Here is a 23,522-nt window from a genome sequence, read left to right as displayed (position 1 = left end):
GTACATCTGCAAGCACGTCCAGCTGTGAGACGCTTCCGGACGTCGCAACCGCCACGGGGGACGCAAGTGACGTAGGGAGAGTCGTACATGCAGATCGAGAACGGCATCGAGGCCACGAAGATCGAGGGTGCCGCCTGGCGCAAGAGCCGCCGCAGCAACCCGAACGGCAACTGCGTGGAGGTCGCAACGCTTCCCGGGCAGGGAGTCGCCGTCCGCAACTCCCGGTTCCCCTCGGGACCCGCCCTGGTCTACACGCCCGCCGAGATCGCGGCGTTCGTCCAGGGCGCCAAGGACGGCGACTTCGACGACCTGCTGGACACCTAGGCCTCCGACCGGACCGGCGGCCGGGCCGGGGCGGGCGCGTGTGCCGGACCCGACGGGGTCGGCACGTTCCGCTCCGGACCGCGCCCGCGACCGCCGACCACCCGCATGGACACCGCCGCCACACGACACGGACGGGTGGCGGCGGTTCGCCTCCGGCGAAGCCACCGCACGGGGACGCGCGGCATCCGGCCCCGGCAGGTACGGCAGCAGGAGGGCCGCCGCGCGCCGACAGACAGGTCCCCGCCACCCGGCCGTCAAATCCGGCCGTACAACCTGTATGGCTGTACGCTCAGTCGACGGAATGGGACACTGAGCATCCGTGCAGTCACTCAGGGAAGCTAGGCGGGCGCGATGGAGGCACAGCCGCGACGCGAGGCGTCGCCCGGACGCATCCTGGACCACCCCAGGGGCGGACCGACGATCCTGCGTATCGTCCTGGGCACCCAACTGCGGCGGCTGCGCGAGGAGCAGGGCATCTCCCGGGAAGCCGCGGGCGAGGCGATCCGCGGCTCGCACGCCAAGATCAGCCGCCTGGAGCTGGGACGGGTCGGCTGCAAGGAGCGCGACGTCGCCGATCTGCTGACGCTGTACGAGGTGTGGGACCAGCGGCAGCGCGAGGAGTATCTGGAACTGGCCCGGCAGGCGGGCTCACCGGGCTGGTGGCAGAAGTACAGCGACGTGATGTCGCCGTGGTTCGACCGGCTGCTCGGCCTCGAGGAGGCCGCTTCCGTCATCCGCACCTACGAGGTGCAGTTCGTGCCCGGGCTCCTGCAGACCCGCGACTACGCCCGCGAGGTCATCCGGCTCGGTCACCCCCGCGACGACAGCCGGCGCAGCGAACGCCGCATCGAACTGCGCATGGAACGCCAGTCGATCCTCGGCCGGCCGCACTCCCCGCGGCTGTGGGCCGTGATGGACGAGGCCGCACTGCGCCGCCCGCTGGGCTCCCGCGAGGTGATGCGCGCCCAGCTCGAGCACCTGATCGACGTCGCCCGGCAGCCCAACATCACGCTGCAGATCGCCCCGTTCAGCATGGGCGGGCTCGCCGCCGCGGGCGGGCCGGTCACCATCCTGCGCTTCCTGGAGCCCGACCTCCCGGACATCGTCTACCTCGAACAGCTCACCTCGTCGCTCTATCTGGAGAAGCGGGACGAGGTGGAGGGCTACCTGGTGGTCATGGACCGGCTGTGCGCGATGGCCGAACCCCCGAACAGAACCACGGCGTTCCTGGAGAAGCTGCTGAGCGAGTACTGACCCGGCGGCGCCACCCCGCCGGGAGGGGCCGACCGCCGCGCCCCGCGGCGCTGCCCCGGCGTCCTTCGGCTTCCGCCGCGGGGATCGAGGCGCTGCCCAGGGCGCGTGACGCGACCTCCGCTTCGCACCGCGACAGCCCTCGCCGTGCGACATCATGCCCCGCGTCTCCTGCCGGCCGCCGGGCACGCCCGGCCCGCCCTCCGCCGCGACCGGATTCCACGACCCGGCACCCGGCACCCGGCACCACCCGGTGCGGCGCCCCGCGGCTCGCTCCCCACGGCTGCGCACGCTGCGCGGGCGACTGCCACTGCGTTCGCTTCGCGTTCACACCTGCCGGTCGGCCGCCTCGGGCTGCCTCGGGAGACCCCCTCGGGCCCACTCGCCGACACCCGGCGGGCCGCGGCCCGTCGGACGCCCAGGGGACGATTTCGCGCCGTATGCGGCGACCGGCGCCGGCCCGCCACGCACTCCCACCGGCCCTCCCCCGGAGGCTTCCCTGCCGCGCGGTGCGGCGTCGCGCAGCCGGGTCCGCCTGCGCTCCTCAGTCCCCGAACGGTCCCCGGATCCCGGCGGTCCAACCCTTCGCCACTTCACAGCGCACCCTTTGATCACAAGCCTGGAAGGAGACGTTTTTCCGCACAAGGCACTTCTTGACCGGGTTCTGAGTGACCTGTTAGAACACATGCCGTAATCGCGCATCGCCGTCGGCGGGGCGCCACAACGGGGGATCTTCACGGGGGAACTTGGGGGGTTTGAACCACGGGGATCTCCGGCCCCGGCAAGCCGGACACCAGGAACGGCAACCGCTTCCTGCGACGCCGCAGAGTCCTTGATCACTGCCGCACGGCGCTCCGATGTGCGGTGCGATCCTGCCTGGCGTATTTCTTTCGCACACCCACCGGCCGATGCCGGCGTGCGCCGCACGCCTGCCCGGCTGCCACCTCTGCCCTTCTCGGCCTACTGAACGGTGTGGACGTGAAAGCCTATTTGAGCATCTTACGTATCGGGGACTACCGGCTGCTCTGGTCGGCCCTGGTGCTCAACCTCCTCGGCGACGGCGCGACCTACGCGGCCCTCGCCTGGATCACGCTCGACAAGGCGGGCGCCGCCGGCCTGGGCGTGCTCGGCGTCTGCCTCACTCTTCCGGTGATCGTGGGCGGTGCCGTCGTCGGCCCCCTGCTCGACCGGTTCTCCCGGCGCAAACTCTTCATCTACGACTCGGTCTTCCGCGGCGCGGTCGTCGCCCTCGTCCCGGTGCTGGCCGTGACCGGTTCACTGCACGCCTGGCACCTGTACCTGGTGGCCCTCGTCTACGGTCTGCTGAAGATCATCCCGTTGGCCGGCACCCCCGCCGTACTGCCGGAGCTGGTCCCCGCCGACAAGCTCCAGGCGGCGTCCGGGCTGGAGGCCACCGCCATGGGCGCCGCGAACGTGCTGGGCCCGCCCATCGGCGCGGGGCTCATCGCCCTCTTCGGCGCCCCGAACGTGCTGCTGCTGGACGCCGCGACCTATCTGGTCTTCGCCCTGCTGATCAGCCGGATCAAGGCCCCGCTGGCCCGCCCCGAGCCGACGGCCGAACCGGGCGGCGGGATACGGAAGCCGGGCTGGGCCCCGGTGTTCCTGCTGATCGCGCGGGACCGGTTCCTGCTGGTGCTCACCCTCGCGTTCGGCGCCTTCAACGTCTCGGCCGGAGCGCTGGTGGTGGCGATCCCCTGGCTGACGAAGTACGAGTTCGCCAGCGGCCCCGGCGTACTCGGACTGATGCTGGCCGTGATGGCGGCCGGTGAGCTCATCGGCTCGCTGGTCTCCGGAGCCGTGGAGACCAGCGAGAAGCAGATGCTCCGCATCGGAGTGCTCCAACTGCTCTCCGGAGCCGTGCTGTTCCTGCTGATCCCCACCGCGCTGCCGTGGATCCTGCTGGGCCTCGCGCTCAACGGCATCCTCTCCGCACCGATGACCGTGCTCGGCGGAGTGGTCCGGATGACGCGGGTGCCCAACGAGATGCGGGGGCGCGCGATGACCCTGATGCGCACCGTCATGGCGGGTGCGCTGCCCGCCGGTTCGGCGCTCGGCGGAGTACTCCTGAGCGGCGGACACTACACCGGCCTGATCTTCGTGGTCGCCGCGCTGGCCACCGCGCCCGGACTGCTCACCGTGCTGCTCTTCCGCAACACCCCCTTCAGACTGGAGGTGACAGCAGCCGATGACCAGCACCCGCAGCGGGACTCCGACCCCGACGACGCCGGCACCGTCCCCGCAGCTTCCTGACGCCCCGCCCGCGACGGGCGGGGAGGCGGTACAGCTGATCAGCGATCTCCCCCGCACCCGGGAAGCGGCGCACGGCCCGTGGGACGTCGTCCGGCTCGCCGGGGCCCACGGCTCCGTGGACAGCGGACCGGCTCTGGCCGCCTTCGCCGTCGTGCTGCACCGCTGGACCGGACAGCGGCGGCTGCTGCTCGACACGGAGCTGTCCACGACCGGCGCGGGCGCCCTCACCGTCGAGGTCGCTCCGGACCGGCCGGTCGGCGCCTGCGCCGCGGCGGCATCCGCTGCGGCGGCAGAGCCGCGGGACCGGCCGGGTGCGACAGCCGTCCGGTTCGCGGACCGCCCCGTGTCCGACGAGGGAGTCCACGAACTCGCTCTCGCCGTGGACGGGCCCGACCTGCTGCTCGGCTACCGCGCCTCGCTCTTCACCCGGGAGACCGCACAGCGCCTCGGCCGGCATGTCGTACGGGTACTGCGCTGCCTGGCCCGGCGGCCGCACACCGCGGTACGGGACGTGGCACTGCTGGACGACGGCGAACGGGAGACGGTACTGCGCCGCTTCAACGACACCGCCCGGCCCTACCCCTCGGGCTCCACCGTCCACGCGCTGTTCCGGGAGCAGGCACGGCGTGCCCCACGGGCCCCGGCGGTGACCTGGCGGGACCGTACCGTCGGCTACGCGGAACTGGACGCGGCGACGGACCGGCTGGCCGACGCGCTGCTGGCGGCCGGGGCGCGCCCGGGCGACCGGGTCGGGCTGCACACCGGGCGCACACCGGAGCTGCTGGTGGGCGCACTCGGCATCCTGAAGGCGGGGTGCGCGTATCTGCCGTTGGACACCGGGTACCCGGCCGAGCGGACCGAGTGGCTGCTCGCCGACTCCGCCGTCCGGCTCCTGGTGGCCGCCGCGGACCTGCCCACCGCTTTCGCGTTCTCCGGGACGGTGCTCGACCCCTGGTGTGACACCGAGCGGCCCGGGCGCCGGTTACCGGGCTCCGGCGACGGATCCGACGGCCCCGGGGCGCCCGGTGGGCCCGGGCACCCCGGAGACCGCGGTGAGCCCGGAGATCTCGCGTACATCTGCTACACCTCCGGCACGACCGGGCACCCCAAGGGCGTGGAGGTGACCCACCGCAACGTGGTGCGGCTGGTGCGCGGCGCGGACTACGTGCGGTTCGGGCCGGAGATGAGCGTCATGCCGACGGGCTCCATCGCCTTCGACGCCAGCACGTTCGAACTGTGGGGCCCGCTGCTGAACGGCGGGCGGGTGCACCTGGCAGACGACGACACGCTCCTCGACGCCGGTCCGCTGGGCCGGGAGCTGGCCGCACGCGGCATCAGCACGCTGTGGCTGACCTCCCCGCTCTTCAACCAGCTGGCCGAGCAGGACGCCGCCGCCTTCCGTCCGCTGCGGGAACTCGTGGTCGGCGGGGACGCCCTCTCCGCGGCCCACGTGGCGAAGGTGATGACCGCCTGCCCCGAGCTGTCGCTGGTCAACGGCTACGGCCCGACGGAGAACACCACGTTCTCGGTCACCCACCGGCTCACGCGAGCCGACCTGGGGCGGATCCCGATCGGCCGGCCCGTGGCCAACTCCACGGCGTACGTGCTGGACGAGGCCGGAGAGCCCTGCCCGGTGGGGGTGCCCGGTGAGCTGCACCTGGGCGGGGACGGGGTGGCGCGGGGCTACCGCGGGCGCCCCGGACTCACCGCGGAGCGCTTCGTCGGGGACCCCTTCGCGCCCTTCCCCTCCCCCGGCGGCAACCGGCTCTACCGCAGCGGCGACCTGGCACGCTGGCGGTCCGACGGCGTCCTGGAGTTCCTCGGCCGCCGCGATCACCAGGTCAAGGTACGGGGCTTCCGGGTGGAGCCCGCCGAGATCGAGAGCGTCCTGCTCGGCCATCCGGGCGTGGCGGAGGCGGTCGTGACGGCCGGCTCGCGGCCGGGCCGGAGCGAGAAGCAGCTGTGCGGCTACTACACCGGCCCGGCCGGTACCCCGCCGCCCGCGCCGGAGGAACTGCGGGCCCTGCTCGCCAGGACACTGCCCGGCCACATGGTCCCCGCCCACCTGGTGCCGCTGCCCGGACTGCCCCTCAACCGCAACGGCAAGGTCGAACGCTCTCGTCTCCCCGCCCCGGACAGCGCCCACCTGCTGGCGGGGACGGCCTTCGTACCGCCGGCCGACGACGTCGAGCGCGTGCTGCTGGAACTGGCCGAGGCGGCCCTGGGCCTCAGCGGGATCGGCACGGCGCACGACCTGCGGGAGCTGGGCGCCGACTCGCTCACCGCGACGCTGCTGGCCGCCGGTGCGCGGGAGCGGCTGGGCCGCGAGTGCCCGGTCGGCGCCGTACTGCGCTGCGGTACCCCGGCCCGGCTCGCGGCGCTGCTGCGCACCGCCCCCGCGCACCGGACGGCGCCGATACCGCGCGCCCCGGCACGGGCCACCCATCCGCTCGCTCCGCAGCAGCGGCAGCTCTACTTCGAGCAGGCCAAGGACGCGGGCGCGGTGCACTACAACGTGCCGGTCACGCTGGTGCTGCCGGCCGGCACCGATCCGCAACGGCTCGTCGCGGCGCTCCGGCGGCTCGCGCTGCGCCATGACGCGCTGCGCACCTGCTTCGTCGCCCGGGACGGCGAGATCAGGCAGCGTGTCGAAGCCGACCCCGAGGTGTCCGTCACCGTCCACGAGGGACCGCCGGGGCCGCCGGAGGACTTCGTACGCCCCTTCGACCTGGGCCGGGCGCCGCTGTGGCGGGCCGGGATCCACCGGACCGCCGAGGCGGTGACACTCCGCCTCGATCTGCACCACATCGTGGTCGACGGCTTCTCCCTGGCACCGCTGTTCGCGGACCTGTCCGCGCTGTACGCGGGCGCGGAGCCACCACCCCCGCGCCTGGGGTACCGGGACTACGCGGAGTGGCTGGCCGGGCCCGCCGGTGCGGCGCTGCGTACCGCGCAGCGGCCCTACTGGCAGCGGACGTTCGCCGCTCCGCCGGATCCCGCGGACCTGCCCACCGACACGCCCCGGCCCGCGCTGCGGGTCCTGGACGGCGCGGTGGTCGCCTTCGACCTGGGCCGGGAGAGGACCGGCGAGCTGCGTGCGCTGGCCCGCCGTCAGGGCGTGACGCTCTTCGCCGTGCTGGCGTCCGCGTACAGCGTCCTGCTGTCCCGGCTCAAGCGGACCGAGGACGTGACGGTCGGCACGCCGGTATCCGGCCGCACGGCGCCGGGGCTGGAAGGGACCGTGGGCATGTGCGCCGGGACGGTGTGCCTGCGCACGGCACCCGAACCCGACCGGTCCGGGGCCGAGTTCCTGCGCAGCACCGCGCTGACCGCTCAGGAGGCCTTCGCCCACCAGGACTTCCCCTTCGAGGACGTGGTCGCCCTGGCGGCTCCGGTGCGGGACTACAGCCGGACACCGGTCTTCGACGCGCTCATCGCGCTGCACAGCGCGCGCTACCTGTCGGTGGACTTCCAGGGCACCAGGGTGCCGCTGCGGCTGGAGCAGACCGGCCAGGCCGTCTTCGACCTGAACATGCAGATCCACGAAGAGGCCGACACCCTCCGGGTCGCCTGGCAGTACGCCGCCCGCCTGCTGCGGCGGGAGACCGTCGAGGAGTGGCGCGACCATTTCGTGGCCCTGCTGGACGCGCTCGTCGCGGATCCTTCGGCTCCGCTCGGTTCACTCGCCTCCGACCGGGCCCCGGGCCCGCTGCCCGTGCCGCGATCCGCGCAGGGCCGTGGCCCCGATCCGGGCTTCGATTTCGACCTCTGAGGCGCCGACCGGCCCCACCCGGCCGCCGCCCCCTGTCCGCGCGCCACCCGCGCTCTCCGCTCTCCGCTCTCCGAGTCGACTTCTCACCACAAGTGCAGGAGACATCCATGCCTCTGCTCGAATCCGACGCGGCACCTTCCGGGCCGTCACCGCAGACCCCGCAGCTCACCTATTGGCGCTCCCGGCTGGCCTCGCTCGCGGAGACCTCCGGCTTCCCGGCCGACTTCCGCTCCCCCGCCGCAGGGGACCGCACAGCCGAGGAAGACCGGTCCGGCGACGGGATCCGGCGCGCAACCCGCACCCTGGACCTCGGTGGCCCGCTCACCGAACGGCTCGAGCGGATCAGCCGGGGCCGCCCCGACCAGCTCACCGTGCTGCTGGCCTCGGTGCTCGCCGCGCTGCTGGGCCGCAGCACCGGCCGGCCGGAGGCGGTCGTCGCACTGCCGAGGCAGGCGGGCTCCGCACGGTTCGCGGACGGCCCGCTGCTGGTGTGCACCGAGCCGACCGGCCCGCTGCGCGGGTTGCTGGCCCGAGTCGGGGCAGCGGTGCGGGAGGCCGAGGAGCACCAGGACTGCGACGTGGCCGCCGTGGCCGCCGCGGTGGGCCGCCCCGGCGCCTTCGACACCGGTGTGGCGCTCGCGGGGCACCACGCACCCGGATTCCGGGCGCCCGGGATCATGGTCACGGCCTTCCGGCAGGACTCCGGTCTGACGGTGGAGTTCGACTACGACGCCGACCGGTTCGCCGAGGACTCGGTGGACCGCCTCGGCGCTCACTACACGCTGCTGCTGGACGGCGCCACCGCGGATCCCGACCGCCCGGTGGAAGCGATCGACCTGTGGACGGCCGAGGACGAGAAGGTCGTCGCCGCGGCCAACGCCACCGCGCGGGAGTTCGACGAAGAGGCCACACTGCACGGCCTGTTCCGCCGGCAGGCCGCGCGCACACCGGACGCGCCCGCGCTGCTGAGCGCGAGCGGAACGGTCACCTACGGGGAACTCGACGCGTGGTCCGGCCGGCTGGCGCACACCCTGCGGGAACGCGGCATCGGCCGCGGCTCCGTGGTCGCGCTGATCACCGAGCGGTGCCCGGCGATGATGGCGGGCGTGCTCGCGGTGCTGAAGGCCGGCGCGGCCTATCTGCCCATCGACCCGTCCTGTCCGCAGGCGCGCATCGACCAGCTGCTCACCGACAGCGCGGCCGGGCTGGTACTGCACCGGAGCCGGTCCGGCCCGCCGGCGGGCGGTGTGCCGGCCCTGGACCTGGAGGACACCGCGTCGTACGCGTCCGCGGACGGGCCGCTCGGGGAGGGCGCCGGAGCCCGGGATGTCGCCTACGTCATCTACACCTCCGGTTCGACGGGCCGCCCCAAGGGGGTGCAGGTCGAGCACCGCAGCGCCGTCAACCGGCTGCTGTGGATGCAGGACGCGTATCCGATCGGTGCTGACGACGTCGTCCTGCAGAAGACCTCCGTCTCCTTCGACGTCTCGGTGTGGGAGCTGTTCTGGTGGTCGTTCACCGGCGCCGCGCTCGCCCTGCCCGCACCGGGCGCGGAGAAGGACCCGGCCGCGCTGCTCGCGGCCGTCGAGCGGCACGGGGTGACCACGATGCACTTCGTGCCCTCGATGCTCAGCATGTTCCTGGGCCATCTGGACCGGTTCGGCGGCGAAGGTGCCATCCGCACCCTCCGGCAGGTCTTCGCCAGCGGCGAGGCTCTTGCTCCGGACCGGGCGGCCCGGTTCGCCGAACTGGTGCCCGACGCCCGCCTCGTCAACCTCTACGGGCCCACCGAGGCGACCGTGGACGTCACCCACCAGCCCGTCGAAGGGCTCACCGGCCGGGCCCGGCTGCCCATCGGACGGCCGGTGGACAACCTCCGGCTGTACGTACTGGACGACCGGGGGCGGCAGGCCCCGGTCGGCATCCCGGGTGAACTGCACATCGCCGGAGTCGGGCTGGCGCGCGGCTACCTGGGCCGGCCCGAGCTGACGGCGGAGAGGTTCACCACCGGTGCCGCGGTACGCGCCGCAACCGGCGAGGACCGGCTCTACCGCACCGGTGACCGGGCGCGGCGGCTGCCGGACGGCAGCCTCGACTATCTGGGCCGGGTGGACGAGCAGGTGAAGGTGCGCGGCTTCCGCGTCGAGCCGGGCGAGATCGAGGAGCAGCTGCGCAGCCACCCCGCGGTGCGGGACGCGGCCGTCGTCGCCGTCGACGACGGCTGGCAGACCGCGCTGCGCGGCTTCGCCGTGCCCGCTGCCGGAGCGGCCGCGGAGGTGACCGAGGCCGGGCTGAAGGAGCATCTGGCGGCCGTTCTGCCCGCGTACATGGTGCCGGGCCGGGTTCTCGTGCTGGACGAACTGCCGCTCATGCCCAACGGCAAGCTGGACCGGGCGGCGCTGCGCGACCCGACCGCCCTGCGCCGGAGGACGCCGTCGCACACGGCCCCGCGCAACAGCACCGAGGAGGTGCTCGCGGGGATCTGGCGCGAGGTGCTGGGCCGGGAGCGGATCGGGGTGCACGACAACTTCTTCGCGCTCGGCGGCAACTCGATCCACTTCGTGCCGGTGCTGGCCAAGTCCCGCGAGGCCGGGCTGGACTTCACCTTCCAGCAGCTCTTCCGGCACCAGACGATCGCGCTGCTGGCGGCGTCGATGGCGGAGGAGTCCGGGCCGGCGCGGGGCGAGGAGGATGTCGCGGCCCGCGGCGCCTTCCGGCCGTTCGAGCTGGTTTCGGACGAGGACCGGGCGCTGCTGCCGGCGGACGCGGAGGACGCCTATCCGCTGTCGATGCTGCAGGCGGGGCTGATCTTCCAGACGGAGATCACCGGCGGCCTCGGCCAGTACCACGACGTGCTCAGCTACGGGGTGACCGGCGCGTTCGACACCGCGGCGTTCACCGAGGCGGTGCGGCTGCTGACCGGCCGGCACCCGATCCTGCGCACCACCTACCACCTGACGGGGTACAGCGAGTTCCTTCAGGTGGTGCACCGCGAGGTGGCGCCGCCGCTGACGGTCGAGGACCTGCGCCATCTGGACCCGGCCGCGCAGGAGGAGTGGCACGAGCGGTGGCTGGCCCGGGAGAAGGCGCGCAGGTTCGACTGGGAGGCGGGCGGCCTGGTCACCCTGCACATCCAGGTGCTCGACGACCAGCGGTACCGGTACACGGTCAGCCAGCACAACTCGGCGCTGGACGGCTGGTCGATCTCCCTGCTGCACACCCAGTTGTTCGAGCTGTACCACCAGGTGCGGGAGGGCGCGGACACCTCCCGGCCCGCGGTCGACAACCACCTGCGCAACTTCGTCGGGCTGGAGACCGAGGCGCTGCGCTCCGCGCAGTCGGCGGAGTTCTGGCGCGGGGTGCTGGCGGACCCGCACCCCGCCGACGTTCCGCCCCGGCCGGACGCGGTCGCCACCGACGACTTCCGCGTCGTGCTGCGGGACGTCGCGCTGCCCGCCGGGCTGACCCGGCGCGTCGAGGCGACGGCGGACGCGCTGTCGGTGCCCGTGAAGGACGTGCTGCTGGCAGCTCATATGAAGGTGCTCGGGCTGGTGTCCGGGCAGGAGACGGTGCTGACCGGCTACGAGCACAGCGGGCGTCCGGAGCTGCCGGACGCGGAGACCACGCTGGGCCTGCATCTGAACACCGTGCCGTTCCAGGTCCGGGTGGCGGGCGGCAGCTGGGCCGAGCTGGTGCGCCGCGTCTACCGTGCGGAGCTGGAGCTGCTGCCGCACCGGCGCTACCCGATGGCGCAGATGAAGCAGGACCTGGCCACCCGGCAGCAGCTGTTCAGCACCACCTTCAACTTCACCCACTTCTACCTGCTGAAGAACCTGCGGCGGCTGCCGGAGTTCTCGCTGCTGGAGATGCGGGTGGACTCCGAGACGGAGTTCCCGTTCCGTACCGAGTTCTCCCGCGACTTCCACGACGACGAACTGCGGCTGTGCCTGCACTACCACACGCACCTCTACGACGACGCCCGCATCGACCGGATCGGCTCCCTGTTCGTGCGCGTCCTGGAGCTGATGGCGAGCGAGCCGGACGCACCGCACGAGGCACAGCTGCCGGCGGCCGGGGACACGGAGGCGGGCGAGGCCGTCCGGCGGGACGGCGGTGCTCCGGCGGATGCGCGCCCGGCGCCGGCCGCACCGCCCGGCGCCGCGGCCTCGCCGGAGACTCTGGCGCGGGTCCGTGCGGCCTGGCAGCAGGTCCTCGACCTCCCGGCGGAGGAGCTCGGCGAGGCGGACGACTTCTTCGCGCTGGGCGGCAACTCGCTCTCGGCGCTGCGCGTCGTGCTGGAGCTGGACGGACTGATCACGCTCTCCGACCTGACCCGGGTCCCCCGGCTCGGCGAGCTGGCGGCGCTCGTCGACGGCGGCGCGGAGGGCCAGGGCACCGAGGAACTGCTGCAAATGCTCTCCCCCGGCGCCGAGGAGGCGCAGGCGGCGGTGCTGTGCGTGCCCTACCCGTGCGGGCACCCGGTCAACTTCAGGCCACTGGCGGAGGCCCTGCGGCAGCGCGCCCCGCACCTCGCGGTCTACGGGCTGGAGCCGCCGGGCCACGCTCCGGGCGGTGCGCGCGTGTTCACCGACGTGGCCGAGACGGTGGAGCGCACCGTCGCGGAGCTGGAGGGGAAGGGAGCGCTGCCCGACCTGCCGCTGATCCTGTGGGGCCACTGCGGCGGCGCCGCGGTGACGGTGGAGCTGGCCCGGGTCCTGGAGGAGCGCGGCTTCGACCTGCGGCGGGTCTTCGTCGGCTCGAAGCTGCTCCCGTCCGCGGCCGACATGCGCGAGTCGATCGCGATGATCGAGAGCTGGAACGACGAGGACATCATCACCTACATGGTCGAGGAGACCGGCTACTCGGAGATGGACGGACTCGACCGGCGCTACACCTCGTTCATGGGCGAGCTGTTCCGGCACGACGTGTGCGGCGGCTACCGCTACTTCATCGGGCTGACCGAGGCGGACCCGGGGTGGCGGATCGAGGCCCCGTTCACCGTGGTCGTCGCCGAGGACGACAAGGGCCTGGCGCACGCCGCCGAGGAGTACCGCTGCTGGGAGCGGGTGGCGCGCGAGGTGGACTTCCAGCGGCTCGGCTCCGGCGGCCACTACTTCGTCCGGGGCAACCCCGCCGGGACGGCGGAACTGATCGAGCGGGCCTGGGTGTCCGCGACCGAGAGGGAGGACTGAGATGCCGGTTCCCGTATCCGGACCGATCCCCGTGCTGTGCTTCCCGTTCGCGGGCGCGGGGGCGTCCGCCTTCCGCCGCTGTCAGGAGTACGGCAGCGACACCGTCCGGATCTGCCCGGTGCAACTGCCGGGCCGCGAGGAGCGGTTCGGGGAGCCGCTGTACACCGACGTCGCCCAGGCGGCGGACGGGCTGCTGCCCGGGATCCTGGACCAGCTCGCCGGGGAACCCACCGTGGCGCTGTTCGGGCACAGCCTCGGTGCCGTGGTGGCCTACGAGACGGCCCACCGGATCGCGGCGCTGGGCCACCCCGCGGTGGTCAAACTCTTCGTGAGCGGCTCCCCCGGGCCGTGGACGCGGCGCCGGATCCGCGCCACGGGACTGTCCGACGCGCTGTTCCTGGAGCGGGTGCGGGAGTTCGCCGGGTACACCCATCCGGCCCTCGAACATCCGGAGCTGCGGGAGATGCTGCTGCCGCCGCTGCGCGCGGACGTCGAGATGCACGAGAACTACCTGGCCCCGTCCGAGAAGCCGCTGGCCGTCCCGGTCGTCTCGATCCGCGGTGCGGAGGACGAACTGGTCTCCCGTGCCGAGGCGGTCGAGTGGGAGTCCGCCAGCACGGCGGGCTGCCGGCAGGTCGAGCTGCCGGGCGGACACATGTATCTGGTGGACGAGCCCGCCGCTCTGGTGCGGCTGCTCGACGCGGAGCTCGCCTCGCAGGGGGTGGCACGGTGAACGCGATGCTGGCCTCTCCCCCGCCCGCCCCCGCGGACGCCGCCGGGTCCCGGGGTGCGGCCACCGGGCAGCTGGCGGGCAAGGCGGCGCTCATCACGGGTGCGGCGCGCGGCATCGGACGGGCGTGTGCGGTGGCGTACGCCCGCGCCGGGGCGGAGCTGCTCCTGACCGACATCGGCCACGACCTGGCGGGCGTGCCCTATCCGCTGGGCAACGCGGACCAGTTGGCGCACACCGCGCGGCTGTGCCAGGAGCTGGCCCCGACCGCCGCGGTGGTCACGGCCGAGGCGGACGTACGCGACCTGGACGCCGTGCGGGAGGTGGTGGACGGGGCGCTGGACCGGTTCGGCCGGATCGACATCCTGCTCAACAACGCCGGTATCGCGGCGCCGTCGGGCAAGACGGTGCAGGACATCACGCCTTCCGAGTGGGAGCTGATGCTGGACGTCGACGTCTCGGGTGCCTGGCGGATGATCCGCGCCGCGGGCTCCGCGATGGCCGCACAGCGTGCGGGGAGCATCATCAACGTCTCCTCGACGGCCGGGCTGGTGGGCTACCGGCACTTCGCGGGGTACGTCACCGCGAAGCACGCGCTGATCGGGCTGACCAAGTCCGCGGCGCTGGACTTCGCCCCGTTCGGGGTCCGGGTGAACGCGCTGTGCCCCGGTTCGGTGCGGGACGACGGCGCCGCGGAGGGCCGGATGCTCAGCGAGATCGCCCGCTCGCTGGAGGTGCCGGTGGCCGAGCACGAGGAGACGTTCGTGGCCGCGCAGCCGATGAACCGTCTGATCGAGCCCGAGGACGTGGCGGGGGCCGCGCTGTGGCTCGGCTCCGACGGCTCCCGGCAGGTGACGGGCTCCACCGTCACCGTCGACGGCGGGTTCACCAGCCGATGAGCGGCGGCACAGGTCACCTCGGGCAGCACAGCGACAGCGGGGAGGGAAGGACGATGGACGACACCGGCCGGCTGTGCCAGGCGCTCGTCGTACGCCTGCACGCGGAAGCCGGCACCGGTCCGATGGAGCGGGCGCTCGCCCGCGCGGCGGACGGGGTACGGCTGTGGGTGCAGGACGTGCCCGGCGGCGCGGACGCGGAACTCGCCGCGGCACGGCGGGAGCGGGAGCTCTCCCGGCCCGCCGACCCGCGCACCGGGCCGGGGCTGCGGGCGGTGCTGCTGCGGTACGCCGACGGGGCGGCGGACCTGGTCGTGGTCGCCCACCGGGCGGTGCTGGCCGACCCCTGCGACCTGGCCCGGGCCCTGCTGGGCGAGGAGGTGGACCCGGCGGTCCGGACCGGGGACGCGGCAGCCGGGCCGGAGGCCCGGCTGCGCTCGGCGCTGCGGGACCTGGACCGCCGCCCGGCGCCGGAGTGGGGCCTGGGCGAGCCCGGGGCACCGACGGTGGGGCACCGCGGCTTCACCGTCCCGGCCCGCGGCCGGGCGGCGGACCCGGTCTCGCTGCGGGCGGCGCTCGGGCTGGTCCTCGCCCGCTGCACCGGGAGCTCCGAGGTCGAGGTGGGAGTGGACGCGGAGCGGCGGGTGGCCTTCTCGGCGGCTCCGGGCCGGACGGTGGCGGAGTATCTGGCGGAGGTCGGCCGTGCGGTACCCGCGCCCGGCCCCGCACCGGCCGTCGGGTTGACGGTCCTGCCGTCCGCCGAGGCGCTCGGCGGGGACGGGGTGAAGGCGGAACCGCTCGACGTGCGGCCGTTCCTCGCCCCCGTGCATCCGCTCTCGCTGTGGGTCGCCGACGACGGCTCCACCGCGCTGCGGGCCGGATGCGCCTACCGGCACGGCGTGTTCGGCGACGCGGCCGCGGAGTGGCTGACCGGCATGCTGGCGACCGCACACCGGACGCTGACCGCGGCGGACCCGGACGCCCCGGTGGGCGAACTGCCCCTGTTCGAGGAGGAGCGGCGGCAGGCGCTGGCCCGGCTGGGCGGGCTGGGCCGTACCCCCGAGGTGCCGGACGAGCGGATCGAGCAGGCCGTGGCACGCCGGGCCGCGAGGACACCGGATGCGCCGGCCCTCGTCTGCGAGGGGGAGACCCTGGGCTACCGGCAGTTGGACCGGCGCGCCGGCCGGTTCGCCGCGGGGCTGCGCCGCCTCGGGGTGGTGCCCGGTGACCGGGTGGGCGTGTGCCTGGAGCGCTCCATGGATCTGGTGGTGGTGCTGCTGGCGGTGCTCAAGGCGGGGGCCGCGTATGTGCCGATGGATCCGGCGTATCCGGCGGAGCGGCTCGCGTTCACCGTCGAGGACTCCGCTGTGCCCCTCGTCGTGACGGAGGCGGAGGACTTCCCGCAGCCGGAGGGGGTGCGCCTGGTCCGGCCGGCCGCGCTGGAGGAGGCGGCCCGTGACGGCGACGGGCGGCCCGGCCCGGCGCCGGACGCCGGTGGGCCGCGGGCGCTCTCCCCCGACGACGCGGCCTACGTCATCTACACGTCCGGCTCGACGGGCCGCCCGAAGGGTGTCGTGGTACCGCACCGCAATGTGGCGGCGCTGCTCGCGGCCACCGAGGGGGACTTCGGGCTGGGCGGGGAGGATGTGTGGACCCTCTTCCACTCCAGCGCGTTCGACTTCTCGGTCTGGGAGATCTGGGGCTGTCTGACGACGGGCGGCAAGCTGGTGGTGGTGCCGTACTGGGCGGCGCGCGAACCGGCCCGGTTCGCCGCGCTGCTGGCGGACGAGCAGGTGACGGTGCTCAGTCAGACGCCGAGCGCCTTCGCGCAGTTGAGCCAGGCCGACCGGGAGAGCCGGGTCGGCGACTCGGTGCGGCTGGTGGTCCTGGGCGGTGAGCCGCTGGACACCCGGCCGCTGCGGTCCTGGCTGGACCGGCATCCGGCGCGGGAGTGCCGTCTGGTGAACATGTTCGGCATCACGGAGACCACCGTGCATGTGACGGCGCAGACCGTCACCCGCGGCGCGGCGCTGTCGGGTTCGCGCTCGGTGGGCCGCCCGCTGCCCGGCTGGCATGTGTACGTCCTCGACCCCGAGGGCCGGGAGCTGCCGCCCGGGGTGCCGGGCGAGATCCACGTCGGCGGGGCCGGTGTGGCCGGCCGCTATCTCAACCGCCCGGAGCTGACCGCGCAGCGCTTCCTGCCCGATCCGCACGCGCCGGGCCCGATGTACCGCAGCGGGGACCGGGGGCGGCTGCTCCCGGACGGCAGGCTGGAGCATCTGGGGCGGCTGGACAACCAGGTGAAGCTGCGCGGATTCCGTATCGAGCTGGACGAGATCCGCGCGCGGCTGCTGGACGCGCCGGCGGTGACGGCGGCGGCCGTGGTGCTGCGCCCGGGTGCGGACGGCGACCCGGCCGGGGCCCGGCTGGACGCCTACGTCGTGCTGCGCGCGGACGGGGCGGCGGGCGACCGGGCCGCCGACGGCGAGGAGGTGCGGCAGCACACCGCCGGCTTTCTGCCCGCGCACATGGTGCCCGCCACCGTCACGGCGCTGCCCGCGCTGCCGCTGACCCCCAACGGGAAGGTGGACACGGCGCGGCTGCCGCTGCCGCTGACCGGGGCGGTCGCCGCCGAGGAGGACGGACCGGCCGGTGACGATGTCGAGTCGCGGCTCCGCGTGGCGTGGGAGCAGGTGTTCGGCTTCCGCGTCGGGCTGGACGACGACTTCTTCGCCCTCGGCGGCAACTCGCTGCTCGGGGTGCGGCTGCTGGCGGCCCTGAAGGCCGCGGGGCTCCCCGGCTTCCCGCTGCCGCAGCTCTATCTGCACCGCACCGTGCGCCGGCTCGCCCCGGTGCTGGAGTCCCAGGGGGTGCCCGCATGACGCTGCTGCTGATCGGTGCCGGGTCGCAGGTGTACCGCGAGTATCTGTTGGCCTCGGTCGCCGCCGTCCACGACGTCCATCTTCTGGCGGAGCGCGCCCCCGCCTGGGAGTCGGCGTATCTGGCCGGGCACACGGTGCTGGACACCACGGACGTGGCCGCGATGGCGGCGGTCGCCCGGCACTGCGCCGTCGAGGGGGTGCTCACGTGGGACGACACCAGAGTGGTGCAGACCGCTGAGCTCGCCGCGCGCCTGGGGCTGCCGGGCAGTACCCCGGAGGCGGCCCTGACCTGCCGGGACAAGCGGGCGACCCGAACGGCGCTGGACGCGGCGGGGGTGCCGCAGGCCCGTTCGGTGCCGGTGGCCTCGCTGCCGCAGGCGCGGGCCGCCGCGGCCCGGATCGGCTATCCGGTGGTGCTCAAACCGCGGGCGCTGAACGCCAGTGCCGGGGTGGTGCTGGTGGCCTCGGCGGACCGGCTGCCTGCCGGGTTCCGGCTGGCCAGGGGAGCCACGGCGCCCGGCGCTGTGGAGGTGGCGCCGGGGGACGTGCTGGTCGAGGAGTATCTGGACGGTCCGGAGATCAGCGTGGACGCGGCCTGGGTCCGGGGCCGGATGACGCCCGGGTTCGTGGCCCGCAAGGAGTGCGGGTTCGCGCCCTGCTTCGAGGAGGTCGGCCATCTGGTCGACGGCCGTGACCCGCTGCAGGACGACGCCGAGGTGCTGGAGGTGGTGGCACGGGCGCACGCCGCGGTCGGGTTCGGCACCGGGTGGACCCACACCGAGCTGCGGCTGACCGCCGAGGGCCCGAAGGTGGTCGAGATCAACGCCCGGATCGGCGGTGACCGCATACCCGACCTTGGGCGGCTGGCGCTGGGCACCGACGCGGCGCTGGCGGCGGCTCGGGTGGCCTGCGGCGCGGAACCGCCGGACCTCCGTCCCGGCCCCCGGCGGGTGGCGGGAGTCCGGTTCCGCTATCCGGAGGCCGACTGCCTGGCCCGCGCCGTGCGGGTGGACACGGCGGCGCTGCCGCCGGGGGTGAGCGAGGCACTCGCGATCGCCCTGCCGGGGCAGGAGCTGCGGCTGCCGCCGCACGGCGCGGTCGCGGGCCGGTACGGGCTGGTCACCGCCGTCGCGGAATCGGCTCAGGAGTGCCGTGCCGCCCTGGAGAAGGGTGCGGAGGCGGTACGGCTGGAGGTGCTCCGCCCGCTGGGGCCTCCGCGCGGGGGGCTCGGATAGCGGACCACCACCGCTGCCGGCCGGGGTCGGGAGGTGCCTGTGGCCCCGGACCGGCAGCGCGGGCGCCGGTCCGTCGTGGGCGGGTCGGCGCTCGTGCGGCGTTCCGCGGGTCGGCGGCCGGAGCCGGCGCGGTGCTACGGCTTCCGCGCCACGCCGCCGAACTCGAACCAGGTCTCGTCCTCCAGCCGGCGTGCGCACAGGTCGGAGTCGGGCCGCCAGTCGTTGACCTCGACCAGGCCGGGTTCCAGCACGTCGAGACCGGTGAAGTACGCCTCGACGTCGTGTGGTTCGCGGACCCGGCCCCACTGGCCGTTGGTGCTGCGGTCCATGAACCCGGTGACGAAGTCGCGGGTCTCCCGGTCGTGGCTGACGAGCTGGTTGAGGACGACGAAGCTGCCGGAGGGCACGCGCTCCAGGGCCCGGCGCACCACGGCGGCGGGGTCGGAGTGGTCGGGAATGCAGTGCATCACCGAGACGAAGAGCAGCGCCACCGGCCGGGAGAGGTCGATCAGGCGCTTCACCTCGGGGCTGTCGAAGATCTCGTCGGTGTCGCGCATGTCGGCCTGGATCACCGCGGTCTCGGCGTTCTCCTCCAGCAGTGCCCGGCCGTGGGCGAGCACGATGGGGTCGTTGTCCACGTAGACCGCGCGCGATCCGGGGGCCGCGCGCTGGGCGACCTGGTGGACGTTGTCCTGGGTGGGCAGCCCGGAACCGTGGTCGAGGAACTGGCGGATGCCGTAGTCGCGCACCAGGATGCGCACGACCCGCTGCAGGAAGCGGCGGTTGTTGCGGGCGAGATGGCGGGTGCGCGGCACCTTCTCGTCCAGCGCCGCGACGGCTTCCCGGTCCACGGCGTAGTTGTCCTTGCCGCCGAGGTAGTGGTCGTACATCCGGGCCACGCTCGGGACGTTGATGTCCACCGTGTGCTGCCCGGTTCCGGTCGTCTCGTCCCGCATACGCGCCCCAGTGTGTTCACCGGCACACCGCGCGCCGACCGCGCGGGCACCTGCCCTGGCGGGCAGCATGTCACGCCGGTCCGGTCCGGACCAACGTCAAGTGGCCTTGGTGCAGGGGAATTTGACCAGGTGGCCGGGACAGAACGGGAGGAGCCGGGAGGGTCGCGGCGCCCCGGGAGGGTCGGGACGCGGGGGCTGTTTCCGCACCGGGCGGCGCGCCATCGGCAGCCGCCGGGGGCCGGCCCCTACAGTGCGCCGTCGGCCGTGCCCAGTTCGGCCCACACCACGCGGCCGCACCGGCCGCCGTGCGCGGAGACGCCCCAGCGCTGCGCGAGGGCGCCGACGAGTTGCAGCCCCCGGCCGTTCACCTCTTCGGGGGCTGCGCTGCGCGGCTGCGGCGCACAGCTCTGGGTGCCCTCGTCGGTGACCTCTATCCGCAGGCGCTCGGCGTCCAGGTGGATGCGGCACGCTATCCGGACGGTGTCCGTGTGCAGGACGGCGTTGGTGACGAACTCGGAGATCACCAGTTGCGCCGTGTGGGCGAGCTCCTCGGGAAAGCCCCAGTGCTGCAGCCTTCCGCGGAGCCGGGCGCGGGCACGGGCGACCGACGAGGTGTGCGCGGGGAGCTCGAATCCCTCCTGCCGCGCTTCCTCGGCCGGCGCGGCCGACGGTGCGGGCAGGGAGAGCTGCGTGAGGGGATACGAGGAGGCCACGGGGGAACGCCTTCCGTCTACCTGTGAGGGGAGGGGACGGCTACCGGGGAGCAGTCCGCACCGGGCGCGAGCGGGCCCGCGCAGGCATCGGCCGACCGGGCCGCTGCGGGCCCTTCCGGCGGCAGCGATGCTGTGCGGCTCCGGTGCCGCAGTCTCATGAGCTGGGTCACGTTCTTCACTATGCCCAGCTTCTTTCACAGATGGCAAGAGGAGTTCTGCAATTCGCAGAATCGCAAGGGCAGTATGGCTGCTGCACACCAGCCATGGCACACTGCTTGACGCCAGGGTCCGCCAGGGGAGGCAGTCAGGGAGGCAGTAGTGGCCGAGGCTCGTTCCGCGCCGACTGTGGGGCAGATAGTGCTCGGCCTACGCCTTCGCGACCTCCGCGAGCGCGCCGGACACTCCTTCACCGACGCCGCGTACGCGCTCAGTGTCAACACCACGACGGTGCGTCGCATGGAGAAGGCCGAGGTGGGCCTCAAGCCGCCCTACGTGGAGAAGCTGCTGCGGATGTACGGCCTCTCCGACGAGGAGACGACCTCGTTCCTGGCCCTGGTGGACGAGGCGAACCGACCCGGCTGGTGGCACAGCTTCCGCGACGTGCTGCCGCCCTGGTTCAGCCTCTACGTGAGCCTGGAGGGCGAGGCCAGCCTCATCAGGGCGTACGAGCCGCACTGCGTACCGGGACTCCTCCAGACGGAGGAGTACGCGCGAGCCCTGCTGCGCACCGGCTTCCCCTCCGCCGAGGAGGAGGAACTGGACCGCCGGGTGCAGCTGCGCATGGGGCGCCAGCGACTCCTCCAGGACCCCGAGGCTCCGGTGCTGTGGGCCGTGCTGGACGAGCAGGTGCTGCGCCGCCACGTGGGCTCACCCTCCGTGATGCGCGGCCAGATCGACCGGCTGATCGAGCTGTCCCGGCAGCAGAACATCACGCTGCAGATCATTCAGTTCACCGCGGGTGCCCACCCCGGCATGTTCGGGCCCTTCCAGCTCTTCCGGTTCGAGATTCCGGAGCTCCCGGACATCGTCTACACCGAGAGCCTGACGGGCGCCACCTACCTGGACGAGCGTCCGGACACCGCCGCCTATCTGGAGGTGCTGGACCGCATGGGCGCGCAGGCCGCGCCAGTACCACACACCGAGACCGTACTCGGTGAGATCCGCAAGGAGTTCTGAACCATGGGTCATTCCGGCCACCCCCCACACATATACAACGGCATGCCCGCGAAACACCTCGGTACCGAGGGCTGGCAGAAGCCGTGGAGCGGCACCAACGGCGGCAGCTGCGTCGAGGCGATGAAGCTCGGCGACGGCCGGGTGGCTCTGCGGCAGTCGACCGACCCGGAAGGTCCGGCGCTGATCTACACCACCCACGAGTTCGAGACCTTCCTCAGAGGCGCCAAGCAGGGCGTGGCCGACTTCCTGCTGGCCTCCGACTGACCGCAACGCCATCACCCCGGACCCGGAGAACGGAGAGGCCGCATGACCGCAGAGGGCAACCCTCCCGGCATAGACACCACCAAGCCCCACTCGGCCCGGATGTACGACTACTACCTCGGAGGCAAGACCCACTACGAGGTGGACGTCCAGGCGGCCGAGGCGGTCATCGCGACCGTTCCGTTCGCCGGCGCGATGGCCCGCGCCAACCGCGACTTCATGACCAGGGCGACCCGCTGGCTGGCCGCCGAGGCGGGGGTGCGGCAGTTCCTGGACATCGGCAGCGGCATCCCCACCGAGCCCAACCTGCACCAGGTGGCCCAGTCGGTCGCCCCCGACGCCCGGGTCGTCTACACCGACAGCGATCCCATCGTGCTGCAGTACGCGCAGGCGCTGCTGCACAGCACACCCGAGGGCCGCACCACCTATCTGCAGGCCGACGCCGCCGAGCCGGAGTCCATCGCCGACTCCGACGAACTGCACGCCACGCTCGACCTGAGCCGCCCGGTGGCCCTCTCGGTCAACGCGCTCTTCCACTTCGTCCCCGACGAGTGGGGGCCCTACGAGATCCTCACCGGACTGCTGGACCGGCTGCCCTCCGGCAGCTATCTGTGCCTCTCGCACGCCACCGCGGACATCGACGACCCGGCCCTGGCCGCGCTGGGCCGCGAGGTCGAGGAGATCTACGCCAAGGGCGGCACCGCACTCCGGCTGCGGGACCGCAGCGAGGTCGGCAGGTTCTTCGAGGGGCTCGAACTGGTCGAGCCGGGCCTCGTGATGGCGCACGACTGGCGCCCGGAACCCGGCCAGGCGGACGAGCTCGAAGAAGGACAGCCCAGCATGCTCGCGGGCCTGGCCCGCAAACCCTGAACCACGGGGACCACGACAGGCACTACTGAGGGGGAGACCGCATGTCCGAGCAGGACGGACCACCGCCGGTCGACACGGCCACGCCGCACTCCGCGCGGATGTACGACTACTACCTCGGGGGGAAGACCCACTACGAGGCGGATGTGCGGGCGGCCGAGGCGGTGGTCGCCAGGCTGCCGGAGATCGTCACGGCGGCGCGCACCAACCGGGACTTCATGATCCGCGTCACCCGCGCCCTGGCGGCCGAGTACGGCGTGCGGCAGTTCCTGGACATCGGCAGCGGCATCCCCACCGAGCCCAACCTGCACCAGGTGGCCCAGTCGGTCGCCCCCGACGCCCGCGTCGTCTACACCGACAACGACCCGATCGTGCTGCAGTACGCGCAGGCGCTGCTGCACAGCACACCCGAGGGCCGCACCACCTATCTGCACGCCGACGCGACCCGGCCCGGGACCGTGCTGGACTCGCCCGAGCTGGGCAGGACCCTCGATCTGGACCGCCCGGTCGCCGTCTCGGTGAACGCGCTCGTCCACTTCATCCCGGACGAGCGGGCGCCGGAGGGGATCCTGCGCACGCTGCTCGACCGGCTCGCCCCGGGCAGCTTCCTGTCGCTGAGCCACGGGATCGCCGATGTACCCGACCGGGAGGGCTCCGAGCGGATCGACCACGTGGTCGACATCTACCGGCGCAGCGGCACGGCGCTCGTACCCCGGAGCCGGGAACAGGTCGCCCGGTTCTTCGACGGGTGGGAGCTGCTGGACCCGGGGCTGACCATGACGCATCTGTGGCGCCCGGACAACGGCCCCGACGGCGGGCTGCCCAAGGGCGCCCTGACCATGTACGCGGGGGTGGGCCGCAAGCGGTGACCGCGCGGGTCCGGTCCCGGGGGCGTTGACAGGGCCGACCGTCGGCGTGACCATAAGCAAGCGCTTAGAAACCGAGCGCCGCACGTCACTGCCGCCTGCTCGCCGCCTCCGGGATCGGACCGCCCTC

The 23,522-nt window shown here is 73.5% G+C and carries 15 protein-coding genes; 13 read left to right on the top strand and 2 right to left on the bottom strand.

What is annotated here, in order from left to right; genetic code table 11:
• Positions 1-87 precede the first annotated feature (87 nt).
• From A949_RS0112135 to A949_RS0112095, 9 genes are all read left to right on the top strand, one after another.
• Positions 88-324 (top strand): DUF397 domain-containing protein, encoded by a 237-nt coding sequence (locus A949_RS0112135; protein ID WP_019356281.1) that lies wholly within the window; start codon positions 88-90, stop codon positions 322-324.
• Positions 325-675: 351 nt separating this feature from the next.
• Positions 676-1,578, top strand: a complete 903-nt coding sequence (locus tag A949_RS0112130) for a helix-turn-helix domain-containing protein (RefSeq protein WP_019356280.1) — start codon at positions 676-678, stop codon at positions 1,576-1,578.
• Positions 1,579-2,565: 987 nt separating this feature from the next.
• Positions 2,566-3,846 (top strand): MFS transporter, encoded by a 1,281-nt coding sequence (locus A949_RS0112125; protein ID WP_237735807.1) that lies wholly within the window; start codon positions 2,566-2,568, stop codon positions 3,844-3,846.
• The gene (locus A949_RS0112120) at positions 3,782-7,618 is read left to right on the top strand and encodes a non-ribosomal peptide synthetase (RefSeq protein WP_019356278.1); all 3,837 of its coding nucleotides are present in this window, start codon (positions 3,782-3,784) and stop codon (positions 7,616-7,618) included. The genes A949_RS0112125 and A949_RS0112120 overlap by 65 nt, the downstream gene beginning before the upstream one ends.
• A gap of 107 nt (positions 7,619-7,725) precedes the next feature.
• Complete coding sequence (locus tag A949_RS35545; RefSeq protein ID WP_051019474.1) at positions 7,726-12,810, top strand: non-ribosomal peptide synthetase; 5,085 nt, start codon at positions 7,726-7,728, stop codon at positions 12,808-12,810.
• A 1-nt stretch (position 12,811) separates the two neighbouring features.
• The gene (locus A949_RS0112110) at positions 12,812-13,543 is read left to right on the top strand and encodes a thioesterase II family protein (RefSeq protein ID WP_019356277.1); all 732 of its coding nucleotides are present in this window, start codon (positions 12,812-12,814) and stop codon (positions 13,541-13,543) included.
• A gap of 5 nt (positions 13,544-13,548) precedes the next feature.
• Positions 13,549-14,439 carry an SDR family oxidoreductase gene (locus A949_RS0112105; protein ID WP_078565408.1) on the top strand — a complete coding sequence of 297 codons (891 nt, stop codon included), beginning with the start codon at positions 13,549-13,551 and terminating at the stop codon, positions 14,437-14,439.
• A gap of 53 nt (positions 14,440-14,492) precedes the next feature.
• On the top strand, positions 14,493-17,318 hold the full coding sequence (locus A949_RS0112100; RefSeq protein ID WP_019356275.1) for an amino acid adenylation domain-containing protein: 2,826 nt from the start codon (positions 14,493-14,495) through the stop codon (positions 17,316-17,318).
• On the top strand, positions 17,315-18,553 hold the full coding sequence (locus A949_RS0112095; RefSeq protein WP_019356274.1) for an ATP-grasp domain-containing protein: 1,239 nt from the start codon (positions 17,315-17,317) through the stop codon (positions 18,551-18,553). Before A949_RS0112100 ends, A949_RS0112095 begins: the two co-directional genes overlap by 4 nt.
• 134 nt (positions 18,554-18,687) lie before the next feature.
• Here A949_RS0112095 and A949_RS0112090 read toward each other — a convergent pair whose 3' ends face one another.
• Complete coding sequence (locus tag A949_RS0112090; RefSeq protein WP_019356273.1) at positions 18,688-19,509, bottom strand: SAM-dependent methyltransferase; 822 nt, start codon at positions 19,507-19,509, stop codon at positions 18,688-18,690.
• A gap of 245 nt (positions 19,510-19,754) precedes the next feature.
• The gene (locus tag A949_RS0112085) at positions 19,755-20,222 is read right to left on the bottom strand and encodes an ATP-binding protein (protein WP_019356272.1); all 468 of its coding nucleotides are present in this window, start codon (positions 20,220-20,222) and stop codon (positions 19,755-19,757) included.
• A 318-nt stretch (positions 20,223-20,540) separates the two neighbouring features.
• On the opposite strand from A949_RS0112085, the gene A949_RS0112080 reads away from it, so the two are divergent.
• The 4 genes from A949_RS0112080 to A949_RS0112065 are packed head-to-tail and all read left to right on the top strand — an operon-like array spanning position 20,541 to position 23,395.
• On the top strand, positions 20,541-21,398 hold the full coding sequence (locus A949_RS0112080; RefSeq protein WP_026004575.1) for a helix-turn-helix domain-containing protein: 858 nt from the start codon (positions 20,541-20,543) through the stop codon (positions 21,396-21,398).
• A 3-nt stretch (positions 21,399-21,401) separates the two neighbouring features.
• Entirely contained in the window at positions 21,402-21,662 is a 261-nt protein-coding gene (locus tag A949_RS0112075; RefSeq protein ID WP_019356270.1) for a DUF397 domain-containing protein, read from the top strand.
• Between the two features lie 42 nt (positions 21,663-21,704).
• A complete protein-coding gene (locus A949_RS0112070; RefSeq protein WP_019356269.1) occupies positions 21,705-22,529 on the top strand; it encodes an SAM-dependent methyltransferase in 825 nt (274 codons plus the stop codon).
• 41 nt (positions 22,530-22,570) lie between these two features.
• The gene (locus A949_RS0112065; RefSeq protein ID WP_019356268.1) at positions 22,571-23,395 is read left to right on the top strand and encodes an SAM-dependent methyltransferase; all 825 of its coding nucleotides are present in this window, start codon (positions 22,571-22,573) and stop codon (positions 23,393-23,395) included.
• The last annotated feature ends 127 nt before the right edge of the window (positions 23,396-23,522 follow it).

This window comes from Streptomyces sp. AA1529, from assembly GCF_000280905.1.
GTDB lineage: Bacteria > Actinomycetota > Actinomycetes > Streptomycetales > Streptomycetaceae > Streptomyces.
The sequence above is the reverse complement of the archived record's forward strand: the minus strand, read 5'-3'. Positions and strand labels throughout refer to the sequence as shown.

Excerpts from the sequence above, each read along its gene's own strand:
- A949_RS0112135 (WP_019356281.1), top strand. The coding sequence starts at position 88 with ATGCAGATCGAGAACGGCATCGAGGCCACGAAGATCGAGGGTGCCGCC.
- A949_RS0112130 (WP_019356280.1), top strand. The coding sequence starts at position 676 with ATGGAGGCACAGCCGCGACGCGAGGCGTCGCCCGGACGCATCCTGGAC.
- A949_RS0112120 (WP_019356278.1), top strand. The coding sequence starts at position 3,782 with ATGACCAGCACCCGCAGCGGGACTCCGACCCCGACGACGCCGGCACCG.
- A949_RS35545 (WP_051019474.1), top strand. The coding sequence starts at position 7,726 with ATGCCTCTGCTCGAATCCGACGCGGCACCTTCCGGGCCGTCACCGCAG.
- A949_RS0112110 (WP_019356277.1), top strand. The coding sequence starts at position 12,812 with ATGCCGGTTCCCGTATCCGGACCGATCCCCGTGCTGTGCTTCCCGTTC.
- A949_RS0112105 (WP_078565408.1), top strand. The coding sequence starts at position 13,549 with ATGCTGGCCTCTCCCCCGCCCGCCCCCGCGGACGCCGCCGGGTCCCGG.
- A949_RS0112100 (WP_019356275.1), top strand. The coding sequence starts at position 14,493 with ATGGACGACACCGGCCGGCTGTGCCAGGCGCTCGTCGTACGCCTGCAC.
- A949_RS0112095 (WP_019356274.1), top strand. The coding sequence starts at position 17,315 with ATGACGCTGCTGCTGATCGGTGCCGGGTCGCAGGTGTACCGCGAGTAT.
- A949_RS0112090 (WP_019356273.1), bottom strand. The coding sequence starts at position 19,509 with ATGCGGGACGAGACGACCGGAACCGGGCAGCACACGGTGGACATCAAC.
- A949_RS0112075 (WP_019356270.1), top strand. The coding sequence starts at position 21,402 with ATGGGTCATTCCGGCCACCCCCCACACATATACAACGGCATGCCCGCG.
- A949_RS0112070 (WP_019356269.1), top strand. The coding sequence starts at position 21,705 with ATGACCGCAGAGGGCAACCCTCCCGGCATAGACACCACCAAGCCCCAC.
- A949_RS0112065 (WP_019356268.1), top strand. The coding sequence starts at position 22,571 with ATGTCCGAGCAGGACGGACCACCGCCGGTCGACACGGCCACGCCGCAC.